Origin of the sequence: Algoriphagus litoralis (genome assembly GCF_003259255.1) — a bacterium.
GTDB lineage: Bacteria > Bacteroidota > Bacteroidia > Cytophagales > Cyclobacteriaceae > Algoriphagus > Algoriphagus litoralis.
This window is the reverse complement of the sequence record NZ_QGOL01000015.1, coordinates 65850-77696: the sequence shown is the minus strand read 5'-3', so window position 1 is coordinate 77696 and position 11847 is coordinate 65850. Positions and strand designations below refer to the sequence as shown.

At 44.9% G+C, this 11847-nt stretch carries 10 protein-coding genes; all 10 read right to left on the bottom strand.

The features are described from left to right. Window positions 1-14 precede the first annotated feature (14 nt). The 10 genes from DK188_RS17560 to DK188_RS17515 all read right to left on the bottom strand — a co-directional run bounded on the left by DK188_RS17560 (window position 15) and on the right by DK188_RS17515 (window position 11846). A complete protein-coding gene (locus DK188_RS17560; protein ID WP_198673043.1) occupies window positions 15-1352 on the bottom strand; it encodes an O-antigen ligase family protein in 1338 nt (445 codons plus the stop codon). Window positions 1353-1414: 62 nt separating this feature from the next. Then, on the bottom strand, window positions 1415-2521 hold the full coding sequence (locus DK188_RS17555) for a glycosyltransferase family 4 protein (protein ID WP_111672150.1): 1107 nt from the start codon (window positions 2519-2521) through the stop codon (window positions 1415-1417). Beyond that, entirely contained in the window at window positions 2518-3648 is a 1131-nt protein-coding gene (locus DK188_RS17550) for a glycosyltransferase family 4 protein (RefSeq protein ID WP_111672149.1), read from the bottom strand. The genes DK188_RS17555 and DK188_RS17550 overlap by 4 nt, the downstream gene beginning before the upstream one ends. Further along, entirely contained in the window at window positions 3649-4788 is a 1140-nt protein-coding gene (locus DK188_RS17545) for a glycosyltransferase family 4 protein (protein WP_111672148.1), read from the bottom strand. A 6-nt stretch (window positions 4789-4794) separates the two neighbouring features. Continuing rightward, window positions 4795-6195: a glycosyltransferase family protein gene (locus DK188_RS17540; RefSeq protein ID WP_111672147.1), complete on the bottom strand. Its 1401-nt coding sequence runs from the start codon at window positions 6193-6195 to the stop codon at window positions 4795-4797. Next, complete coding sequence (gene asnB / locus DK188_RS17535; protein ID WP_111672146.1) at window positions 6192-7889, bottom strand: asparagine synthase (glutamine-hydrolyzing); 1698 nt, start codon at window positions 7887-7889, stop codon at window positions 6192-6194. The genes DK188_RS17540 and asnB overlap by 4 nt, the downstream gene beginning before the upstream one ends. A 1-nt stretch (window position 7890) precedes the next feature. After that, on the bottom strand, window positions 7891-8589 hold the full coding sequence (locus DK188_RS17530) for an acylneuraminate cytidylyltransferase family protein (RefSeq protein WP_111672145.1): 699 nt from the start codon (window positions 8587-8589) through the stop codon (window positions 7891-7893). 51 nt (window positions 8590-8640) lie between these two features. Beyond that, window positions 8641-9798, bottom strand: a complete 1158-nt coding sequence (gene neuC / locus DK188_RS17525; protein ID WP_111672144.1) for a UDP-N-acetylglucosamine 2-epimerase — start codon at window positions 9796-9798, stop codon at window positions 8641-8643. 2 nt (window positions 9799-9800) lie between these two features. Next, window positions 9801-10799: an N-acetylneuraminate synthase family protein gene (locus DK188_RS17520; protein ID WP_111672143.1), complete on the bottom strand. Its 999-nt coding sequence runs from the start codon at window positions 10797-10799 to the stop codon at window positions 9801-9803. A gap of 24 nt (window positions 10800-10823) precedes the next feature. Next, window positions 10824-11846 carry a glycosyltransferase family A protein gene (locus DK188_RS17515; protein ID WP_111672142.1) on the bottom strand — a complete coding sequence of 341 codons (1023 nt, stop codon included), beginning with the start codon at window positions 11844-11846 and terminating at the stop codon, window positions 10824-10826. Window position 11847: the final 1 nt, after the last annotated feature.

Below are 11847 nucleotides of genomic sequence, written 5' to 3'. Positions count from 1 at the left end.
TGTGGAAAATTCTCTTAACTCAGCATTTCTACCTTAGCCCTTCCCTTAGTCGGAGAAATTTTCTTGGGTTCGGGAAGTTTGATACTGAGCAGGGATAGACCGATCAAAGCCGGAGTGACAAAGGTCCGCATCGCGGCATGGAATGAGGTGTACATGGCCACCAAAAACAAAGCCATGAGAATCCCCTTAATCAGCGGATTGGGACTGGACTTAAAGAGTTGAATCCCCAACCTGCACAAAATCAGGAAATAGATAAAACCCAGAACCCCATGCTCGGCAAGCAAGCGGCTGAGTTCTACGTGTGCCACAGTTCCGGTCATAGTTTCACGCAAAAACCGGGAAGCTCCGGCACCTACACCGAGAAAGAAATGATCTACCCATAGGCTGATATCACCTTCGAAAATTTCAAACCTTCCTGTAGTCACGGTATTGATAGACTTCGCTTTGCTTCCTGCCAGAGTTCCCATGGTCTCACCCTGATACCTCAGGCTGAGCATACCTCCGGTGATTTCATCTACGGTAATGTAAGCGACTACTGCCACAAGTATGGCTGGAAGAACGTATTTCCCAATATTTGGCAGCCCATATTTCTTTCGCTCTTTGAGCGGAGCTTTCCTGAGGAAAAATAAGACTATGATGATTCCCAAGACTGCTCCGAGCATCCCTCCTCTTGAAAAAGTAAGTAGACCCTGAAAGGTGAAAGCAAATAATATCAAGGCATCCAAAAGGAGATATCCTGAAAATTTCCACCTGTTGATCATCAGGATAAACATGAAAAACGCGCCAAGACCAAACAGGGTAGAAACCTGATTGGAACCAAAGCCTCCACTCCAGTCCACATTGGCTCCGAGAGCAAATTCCACGTCTTTAAAATCGGGGGACTTGATAATGGTATAGCCCAATACTCCGAGCATTGGATAGATTACCAGTCTAATCAAATGGCTTAATTGTCGGGTGGTTATCCGCTGTTTGTAGAAAAAAATCACGACAAGGGCCACATTGATGGGTCCAAGAATATTAAAGACCAAATCCGAACTAGAGACTTGTCCTGAAAAATCAATGAATGCAGAAGGGATTAGGCAAAGCAGCATGATCCATCCTTCTTTTCCTTTGGGCTTAAATTTGAATATTCCCCAAATCATCCCGGCACAGAGCAGATATTTCCCCAATTCATAAGGTATAAATGGAGAAGTCCGGGCCATCCGAGCTAAAAGCTCAAATGAGATGAGGTAAAGTAAGATTCCAATCAATAAAAACGGAGATTGGGTGCGTCTCAGGATCAGACCTAAGGAAGTGAGAATGACCAGATAAAACCAGGCAATCACCGGAATCGGCGAAAAAGTAGCTGACAAGCCTAGCCCGATATGGAATACAATCCAAAAAAGCGGGTATCTGTTTAATATCAGTTGCTTTATCAACTAGTTTTTTGCTTTAAGGTTAAAATTCTTTCTACTACGCTGAAATAGGTCTTTTTAAACTGGGCTTCCCCGTAATTTTCGGCTACCTGCTTGCCGAAAGACTTTCCCAGAGCAAGTGCCTCTGAGGGGTTACGGATGAACGCTTCCATTTGCTCGGCCAAGAGATCAGGTCTTCCGACAGCTACAATTCTCCCAAACTTTCCATTACCCAAGACTTCTGAACATTGCCCTACCTTGGTGGAAATTACTGGCAAGTCAGCCAGACCATATTCAAGCAAAGATACTGGAAGGCCTTCCCGGTCAGAGGCCACCAATCCTGCATTCACTTCCGACAGAAGACCGGAAACATCATGGACAGTATCTTCCACTAGTACTGAATCTTCGAGTCCAAAGTCGGCTCTCTGCTTTAGAACCTCCTTTTTCCAAGACGAATCTACCTCTTTTCCAACCATCCTTACAACAAATTCCAAACCCTGATCACGAAGTATTTTTGCAGCGTGGATCAGGTTAAGCTGTCCCTTTTCGGATCGATAGTTGGCAAGGTGGAGAAAGGTGAATTTTTCAGTTTGCTTTTTAACTGAAGGTGAAAGGCTAGGGAAATTAGGCAAATAGGCGATTCGGTCTTTTGCTAAAAGTTTTTTTTGCTGCCAATAGGTTTGGGTTGATTCATCGGCAGTAAAGACAAAATCCAGTCTTTTTCCAATCCAAAGGAGTTCTCTTCTCGGGTTGTTTTGAATTACTTCCTCCGAAATCCCGAGGTGGTCATGCCAGATTAGTTTTATAGCTGGCCTGAGAAGTTTGAGTCCAATTCCCCAATAGACTGATGTACCATGAGCATGAATCAAATCCGGTTGGAATTCATCCACTTCTGCCAAAAGCTTTTTGAAGGCCTTGATATCCAAAGTGCTGTTTTTCCCTAAAACTCTCAGAGTATCCTCTTGATGAAGGAGTGAATGGAGGCTACCTTTTCTTCTGCTTACAATCAATAGGTTGGGAATATTTTGAGCTGCAAATGCATTGGCCATATTCAGAGCCATCCGTTCTGCTCCCCCTGTATCCAGGGTATCGATCAATTGGATAATTCTCAAACCTCCCTCTCTCATGTGGTCTGCAAGAGGGTTTGAATTTCCCTATCGAACCTTTCCAAGGTATATTGCCTGGACCATTCCATGGCTGCGGTTGCTTTTGCTGCGTAGCCTGCAGGTTGATTCAGATACCTATTGATTGCAGCACATACCTCTTCTTCATTTTCGTGTACGAGTTCTCCCCTAGTCCCGAAACCGAGCATTTGAGGGACACAGGAAACGGCAGTGGTGATGGGCAGACAAGCCCAAAACATCGCTTCAGCCACTACCTTTGGCCAGCCTTCACTTTTGGAGATAAATATCAGAAAGTGAGCTTTTTGGAAAGCTTCCTTAACCGTATTTGCGGATACGTTCCCATGAATGGTGATTGCGTGCTCTAGTTTTTTTTCTGCAATGAACGATTCAATAGCAGCACGCTCGGGACCTTCACCGAAGTAGTCCAATTTAACATTTTTACCTTCAGAGATGAGTCTTGATACGACTTGGGCAGAGATGATGGGTTGCTTACCGGAGTTTAGTCCACCCACAAATAGTAAGCGAATTTCTTTGTCAGGATCCAGTGGTCTTGGCGGGCACTCTTCCTTTTCTGACTCTGAGTAAGAGGCTGTGAAAAATGGGCGAATGTTTTGACTTTCATTTGGCCATTCACCATAGACCAGTACCTGCATATTTTTTGAAAGCGTGGTATTGCTCAGGATTTTTTGTTGAAGTCTGTAGGTAAATGGCTGATTGCTTTTGCGATCCCAGTTGCCTGCATATTTTGCAGATTTGATTTTATGCGAGAAAAACACCTGAACAATGGCCCCCAGAAGTCCCATATTGCCTGGGCATCTGAGATGAATATGGTCGGCTTTCTGCATTTCCTTCCAAGTCTTTGACCAAATCCCCGGAAGCTTACCTAAGGTTCGAAGGATTTCGGCAGGAGATTGAATGGAAAACTCCGAAACCTCCACCAAATTCAAGGAAGGATGCATGTAAGGTAAATCGATCGGATCAGGTGGAAGGTTATGGTCAATGGGAGCCACAACAGTGACGGCATCCACGTGGCGAAACCATAAATTCATCTCCCTCACATAGGGACCATAGGCAAAATACACACCATCATGAAGTTTGTGTACCACATGACCGATTACCAGTAAATGCACCTAGGGCTGAAGAATTTTTTTGAAAAAATCCAGATTTGCTTGGGTTATCCGATCTGGGTCGAATTTCCTAAGGGCTTTGGCTCGGGCAGCTTTTCCAATTTCGGGAAAGCGATCCTTAGCCTCCAATGCCAACAAGACCGTATTTGCAATACTTTCAGGCTGGAGAGGATCACATAACCAACCGTTTACCCCATTATCAATGGTCTCTGGGCCAGGCCCGGTTTGGGAGAAAATCACAGGCTTTTCCATGGCCATGGCTTCTGGCGCCACCAAGCCCTGGGTCTCCATGTGGGAAGGAAAGATGCAGATTTCTGCCATTTCATAAAATCCGGGCAATTGTTCATGGCTTACTGCACCATGAAATCGAACCCGCTTAAGAATTTCCGGAGCAATTGTCTCCTTGAGAAAAGCTTTGTAGGATTTACCATCTGGAAATGCCCAATCCCTCCCATAGACTTCCAGTGAAATATCCGGGACTTTTTTTGCGATCAAAGGCAAAGCCTCGATCAGTTGTCTGATCCCTTTTTTTTCACATACCGTCCCGGCGAAAACCAATCTGTTTTTGACGGCTTTCTTGGGATCCGCCGGATAGAATTTATCGAAAGAAATGGGGTAGTTGATGATTTCAATCGGTTTGCCATGGTACGAGAGGTACTTGGCTGTGTGGACTTTGACGTAGTCAGAAACCGCCACAAAAGCGTCTGCCTTTTGAAAGGACTTTACTTCTTGGAAACCCTTCCACTTATTTATTCCTCTTTTCTCTCCTTCGGCAAAGAAATGATGGCCGCCATGTAGTCTAATAACATATTTAATGGCAGGATTCTTATCCAGAAAAGCCAAGGAAAGCTCCGAGCCTTCTACAATATCGATGGGCTGGACTTTGTTCAGTTTGTCAATGAACTTGGAAATTTTGGAGAAGTTCCTCCACCAGCCCACCAATTTGGCTTTGCTGTTTGGAAAAATCACCACCCGCACGCCATCGATTATTTCATCTACATAGGAGTTGCCATTGATTCCTGCCACGGTGACTTGGTGGCCATTTTCAATGAGCTTTTTGGAAAAAGTCAAAAGAAAAGTTCCTATGCCGCCGTGAACGGCATTTTTTCTAGGGAATTCAGGAGAAAGAAAAAAGATATGCATTAACTACTACTTGGTCTGTAGGTTAGGTACTAGTTGGTCAATAAAGGCCGCAATTTTAGCTGAGGCGGTTTTTTCAGTGGATAGATCTACAATTTTCTCAAGCCATTTCCGTCTATCCTTGCCAACCTCCTGAGGAAAGTCAATCGCCTTTTTCACTTGACTCAGGATGGTGTTTGGGTCAGAAATCCATCCTACCGGATCTAGGCCATCCATACTTCGGAAATGCTGAAACCCGTAGATTTCCTTTACAGTCCACGTTTGATCAGGGGTATGATCATAGTTCAGATACAGGGCAGGCTTATCAAAGAATGCAAAATCCAAGGCCATAGTTGAACCTAAATTGATTACTGTATCACAATGAAAGGCCAAATTGACCAAGTGTGAGAGATCTTTGGGATAAGGGAAAAATTGCTGCCAAAATTCCCCTCTTTTCCAAAAGGGATTGATATGAATAATATTAGGAAATGCCTGAAGTACAGATTTGTACCTTGCGGTAGTTTCCACTGGCACTTGTCTGAATATGATTTGCAGGTTTTCTTCACCTTTGAGCGCATTAGCGATATCTCTCAAGTAGTCTGCATCATAAGGTGAAGTCTTGATGTCATCGCCTGAAAACAAAATCCAGTGCTTGGATGGGTCTAAGCCAAACTCGGCAGCAAAATCCTCCCTAGACTGAATCAGACTAGGATCAGAATAGTAGTCAAACTGGGGGGTACCCGTAATCTGAATGGAATCTTGCGGAAGCTCTGGATAGTACAATTTCAACTCCTCCTTCATGTATTCCGACCAGACCAAATAGTGGTGGGGTCGCATAGCCAATCTTGCTTTGGGCAGATTGTCCCAAGAGAAAATCGCAGATGCAGTCTGAATTCCCATGTCTTTGGCCGCAAGCATTGCAGCGCTGGCGCCAGGCATACGCTGATGGGTACAGAAGAGGAAGTCCGGAGCAATCTCCTTGAGCTTTTCCTGACTGTACTTGTATGAATACGTGTTTCGGAGTTTTTTCCAGAGCAGGCTTTCAACGGCCAAGATGGAATCGTACTTTTTGAGGCTTCCTCCCAGCCAGGCAGCCAGTTTTATCAGGATCTTTTTCTTTAGGCCAGGATTGCCAAAAGACCAATTGGACATCAGGGTCTGATTACCAGTGAGCTTCACATTGTTTACCAGCCTTGCAAATGCAACGGATTCGCGAAGAATCTGAGTCACAGCATCTTCAGGAAATGAGGATAGCGAGTGTGAGTAGGGTCTAAAACCATTGATGCTTTCTGTCAGAGAAACAACCTCTTCTTCCAAAGAATGCCAAATATGGATTTGGTGACCTTGGTCGTGGAGTTCCTTTAAAACAGTGGAGTATAAGTAATTCCTAATTCCTACTCCGTCAGGAATCAAAAAACAGATTTTGCTCATTTTAATAATTCAGCGGCATTTATCCATTGCCACAGGTAAAAACTATTGTCTTGGTCCCCTTTTTTGTAATCCTCCCAAAGTCTGAAAACTGTTTTGGAGTCAAACCAATTCGATTTGGAAACCAAGGTATGCAGCTGAGCGTCTACCCAGTCTGTGAGTTCGCCTCCCAGCCATTCCCGCTGAGGGGTTTGAAGGGGTCGCTTAGGTGCCAAGGCGATCTGGTCACCGAGGTACGTTTTGGCAAGTTGCCGCAGAAGCCATTTTTGGTTTCCATCTTTGATTTTAAAATCAGTAGGCCTTGAAAACACATATTCCACCAACCTGTAATCCAAAAACGGTTCTCTCAACTCAGTGCCATGTGCCATACTCACCCGGTCATTGAAGCGTAACGCGCGAGGGATTTTGGTATAGAACAGGTCCCGGTATTGGAGGTTGAGCAGCGGATCACTAAACAAAGATGGATATGGGGTGTGGGTATATTTTCCAGAAAAATCTTTTATTAAAGCCTCTGGTTTTACTGGAGAAGACTTGACTCCCTGAACTACGCTATCGGATTTGTTGAGGTAATAATCGTATCCGGCCCAGGCTTCATCCGAACCTTGCCCATCCAAGAGCACCAGGATTCCCTTTTGTCTGGCTGATTGAAATACTTTGCTGTAGGCCAATGTAGGAATTCCTCCAAAAGGCTCAGACTGGAGATGGCTGATCTTCTGAGTTAATGAAGGTACCTCTTCAGGCGTCAATAAGCAGGTATTGAGCGGATAGGGTCTTCCTTTAAGCATTTCTTTAACCCAATGTACTTCGTCATATCGATCATCACCTGTCACGAAGGTAAATGCCTCAATTTGTTCCTTGTCAGGAAACAAGACGGAAACCAAGGCTAAAAGCGTACTGGAATCCAGTCCTCCACTTAGGTTGAATCCAACAGGTACATCCGATCGGAATCTCAGACTTACGGCATCTTTGAGGAGCCATAAGATGTATTCGGACTGTTCTTCGGGCTTTATTTCAGGTTGACTGTTGACATTTTTTACAAAATCATACCAAGGCTGAATGCTGCTCTTTCCTGCCTTCCATTCCAAGGTATGTCCAGCCGGAAGTTGGTGGATTCCTTCCCAGAAGGTTTCTTCAGGGCTTCCATAAGTGCCTTTGGTGAAAAAACCTGCCCATACTGAATCTTTGGTTTTCTTTGGAAATCCGGCAGCCCAAATGGGATTGATTTCAGAGGAAAACAAAAATGATCCCTGCCAAAGGGCATAATGGAATGGTTTGACTCCAAATCTGTCTCTGGCTGCACTGAGTTTTTTCTCCTTTTTGTCCCAAATGGCAAATGCAAACATGCCGTTGAGTTCGTGGAGGCACTCCAGCCCCGATTCGATGAATGCATAGAGCAATACTTCTGAATCAGATTGGGTTCGAAATGAATACTTGGTGGCCAGTCTTTGTCTGATTTCCAAATAATTGTAAATCTCTCCATTGAACACCATGACGTATCTGCCGTCGGAGAAGTGAAAAGGTTGATTGGCCGCCTCCGAGAGATCCAAAATCGAGAGCCTGTTGTGCCCTAAGCTGATTTCGGTGTCTACATTCCAGTGCCCCTCATTGTCAGGCCCACGATGCGCCTGACTTTTGAGCATCGCAGTGATGGTCTGGGGGTTGCTCAGAGGTCCGACTATACCTGCTATTCCACACATATCAGAATTGGAGCTTAGTTATTAAGGATTCGGCCTTTTCCCAGTCCTTCATTGTGTCCAGATTGACATAGCGCTCGGGATCGCCTAAGATATGAGCGATTTTCTCACCGTAGAGTGAGTGCTGATTCAGAAGCACGGCTGTTTTAGTCAGGTAAATGGACCCGTCTCGAAAATAGGCAGGAGGCAAATCTTGTCGTCTGGGAATAATCGTTTTTTCTCCTGTGGCTATTTCAAGTAATCCATTGCTTCCCGGCTCAAAAACCCAATGGGGGTTAAATTCATGAGGAACAGGCAAAACTGAAATCAAAGAATCTGCCCTAGTATCGATAAATCGTTGGATTGCTTCGTCCACCATCCCAGGTCTGCGAAATGGACTGGTGACCTGAAGCAGGCAAACGGCATCAAACTGCTGTCCCTGTTCTTCAAAAAACTGTAGGGCATGGATGATTACAGGAAGTGTAGGAGCCGCATCAGAAGCAAAATCTGATGGTCTGACAAAGGGTACTTCCAGATTTAGCTGCCTTGCTACCTGTATGATCTCGGCATCATCTGAGCTGAGAATTACTTTGGTTAAAAGAGAGGACTCCCGGGCAGAATTCAAGGTATAGGCCAAGAGTGGCTGACCTGCCAAGGATTTAATATTCTTTCCAGGGATACCTTTTGATCCTCCTCTGGCAGGTATCAGCCCTAATATTTTCATCTGTTTATAATTTGATTTTATTGGTCAGATGGAATCCGGTTATTCCGAAGATTAATACTGAATTGTTTTGTGGAATTTCAGGGGAAGCGAGGCCAAAAGGTCCGCAATTTTCTCCCCTGCATCTCCTCCACCGTAGACATAGGAAGGATCCGGTCTTTCGATAGTTTGGTGTTTTTGGAGCGCGGCGGCGATTGCAATTCGATCGTAGTCAACGTCAATTACATTTTGTCCTCTATCCCGAGCATTCTGACGGGTACCAATATTGACTACAGGCACACCGAGGAAAGCGCACTCTCTAATTCCCACGCTGCTGTTGCCGATGAGTCCTTTGCTATTAACCAATAGTCTGAGGAAGTCATTGGGCTCCATGTTTTTGAAAAAATGAAACTTATCGAGCTTGTACTTTTCTCGAAATGCACGAATACCCGTGCTGGTACCATCAGCACCAGCATCTACATTCGGCCAAAACCAAAGCACTGGTTGATTGGATTCCATCAGGGCAAAGAGCGTCTCTTCGATTTGCTTGCGGGAAGAGGTCACCTCTGTAGTCACCGGATGCTGCATCACCACCCAATATCCTTCTGATAAATCAGGAAAGGCACCTACTCCACCATATTTCTGATAGATGTCAAAATCAAAAGCGGGTGAAGCTTTGACTTCTGCTGCTAAGTCAATGCTTGGGCAGCCGGTATTGAATACCGATTCGGGATCTTCACCTAGTCGGATTACTCTCTCATAGGCACTTTGGGATGCTACAAAGTGGTAATCTGAAAGCTTGGTGATCGAGTGTCTTACCTTTTCATCAATATTGCCCGTGACCTCTCCGCCCTGAACGTGAGCTAATGGAATATTCATGAAACTGGCCGATATAGCGGTGGCCATAGTTTCAAACCGATCCGCTATCGTGACCACGATATCAGGTGCCAGATTATCAAAAACCGTGGAGAGCTCCAAGATGCCAATTCCTGTAGTCTTGGCCGCTGCGGTGAGGTTTTCTCCTTCTAAGACATTGAATACTTTGGCGGCAATTTCAAAGCCGTCCTTTTTAATGTAATTGACTGCGGAGCCGTACCGATCCAGCAATGCGGATGCTGCTACGATGAGTTGCAGCTCCAGGTCAGGGTGATTTTTGATGGCTTTCAATGCCGTCTTGATCCGTGAATAGGACGGTCTAGCCGTGATGACGACACTGATTTTCCTTTTGGACATATTTATTCTAGTTCAATATTTTCCCAATTGAGAAAGTCCCATTGAGAAAGGTCTGACTTTAGTTTTTTTCCGACGACAGCAGCAAATTCTTTGGCTGGGATTCCATAGCCTGTAGGTTTTTTTGCTTCCAAATCATCTATAGTAATGACACTCCCTTTGTTCAGAGTTTTGTTGACGGCGAGGCTTTTTTCAAAAATCTTCTTTAAATCCTTAAATGGCTCAATTTGATCCTTAAGAATAGGATTTGCCAAAGCTTGCTGAATTTTTCTGATCCCTTGCACCAGTTCCATGGTTTGGTCGAGTGTGATACTGGCCAGGGTATCCGGTCCAAATTGCCTTTTGTCAAAGACCACATGAAATTCAAAAATCTCCGCACCCAAGGCAGCAGCTGCGCTACAAGCAAAAATTTCCCCACTGTGGTCCGAGAAGCCAACCGGCAACTTGTATCGTTCTTTGAGTTGGCTGATTACATTCAAGCCCCATTGGTCTGGTCTGGTTGGATAGGCCGTGGTGCATTGCAAGATGCTAAGTGGATTCCCAAAAGCTCGCAAAAACTCCACTGTGGCATCCATTTCATCCCAGCTACTCATTCCAGAACTCAGGATGATGGGTTTGCCGGTTTTCGCTATTTTCTCCAGCATCAACCAATTTGAAACTTCTCCGGAGCCAATCTTATAACGTTTCACTCCCAATTCCTCCAACAAATCCACCGCTGCATTGCTGAACGGCGAAGAAATGAATTCCAGATTTTTATCCTCACAGTGGTCTTTCAAACCTTTCCATTGTTCTGGCGAAAAACTCATCCGCTTCCAGTAGTCATACCTGGTCGCATCCTGCTTAGAAAATTTTACCCGGAAGGGCTCATAGACAGAACTTTCAGCCTCAGCGATATGCGTCTGAAACTTCACAGCATCTACTCCGGTATCTGCCAGAGCATCGATGTAGGCATGTGCGGTACCTAGGCTACCGTCATGGGCTTGGGCTATTTCTGCGATGATCACGGGGTAATTTTTTAGGTTGGAGGATTAGCTTTTGGAGATGACGCCGTCCTGTTCTGCCTGAACTTTGAGTTTAGGTGCAGGCGGGCGGTTTTCTTTGGTTTTCTTGAACAGTTTGGCAAATACCCGCTGGGAGAAACTACTGTTGGGCTTTGAATTCTGTTTTGGGAGCTGAATCAGATCTGGCTGGTGATCACTTTGTTTTAAGCCCTGAAAGACCTTTTTATTCTGGGATGTCAGTGAATTTCCCATGTGATTGACCCAAGTATCTACTGTGCTCAATCTCCATAGTCCGGCATCATCGATCGGCTTGTCTATCCAGAAGTTCTCACTTCCAGAGGAAATTTTGATAAAACAGGGATCGGTAGGCATTTTGAATATCGCCTCTCTACGGATCGTCATGATCTGATGTCCGCTACCCATGACCGCTTTAGCTGACCCTGATTTGACCACCGGAAGAATGGAATCGTAGCTTTCGTCGAAGCTCCAATTGTAGCATTCGTAATTTTCTTTGATCAAACTAGAATCTTTCGTTTTCTCAAACTGAAAACCCAACTGGCCCAAAACCACTGATTTTTGAACAGCAGTGGAATAGTAGTACATGTGCCTCGAGATAGGGAATGGAGCTACCGAACCGGCATTGTCAAAATTCAAAAATACTGACTCCACTGCCTCCTGCCATCCATTATTGAAAAGAATGTCGCTATCAGAGATTGTAATCAGGTCCTCTCGGCATCCCCTGGCTGCACCAAGAATGGCATCGACCTTTCCAATGTTGGTGCTATGGGTGATTAGTGTATCTATTTTCCCTTTTTCCAGCAGGTGTCTCATCCAATCTTTAACTTCTTGACAGGATCCGTTGTCCACTAGGGTAATGGCAGATCTGCTGTGCTGAGTCAGAAAAGCCGATTCTATGCAGACCTTGTAGACTTCAAATATATCCTGGAAGTAGCCAGTGAAATTGGGCACAAAAACAGGTATAATGATTCTGTGATAGAACTGCTTTGGGATTTTCGGGTCTAGCTTCGATGGATTTATCCCTACTCTCATG

Bases quoted from the DNA above. Each gene is read 5' to 3' on its own strand.
- DK188_RS17555 (WP_111672150.1), bottom strand. From the start codon at position 2,521: ATGAGAGAGGGAGGTTTGAGAATTATCCAATTGATCGATACCCTGGAT.
- DK188_RS17545 (WP_111672148.1), bottom strand. From the start codon at position 4,788: ATGCATATCTTTTTTCTTTCTCCTGAATTCCCTAGAAAAAATGCCGTT.
- DK188_RS17540 (WP_111672147.1), bottom strand. From the start codon at position 6,195: ATGAGCAAAATCTGTTTTTTGATTCCTGACGGAGTAGGAATTAGGAAT.
- asnB (WP_111672146.1), bottom strand. From the start codon at position 7,889: ATGTGTGGAATAGCAGGTATAGTCGGACCTCTGAGCAACCCCCAGACC.
- DK188_RS17530 (WP_111672145.1), bottom strand. From the start codon at position 8,589: ATGAAAATATTAGGGCTGATACCTGCCAGAGGAGGATCAAAAGGTATC.
- neuC (WP_111672144.1), bottom strand. From the start codon at position 9,798: ATGTCCAAAAGGAAAATCAGTGTCGTCATCACGGCTAGACCGTCCTAT.
- DK188_RS17515 (WP_111672142.1), bottom strand. From the start codon at position 11,846: ATGAGAGTAGGGATAAATCCATCGAAGCTAGACCCGAAAATCCCAAAG.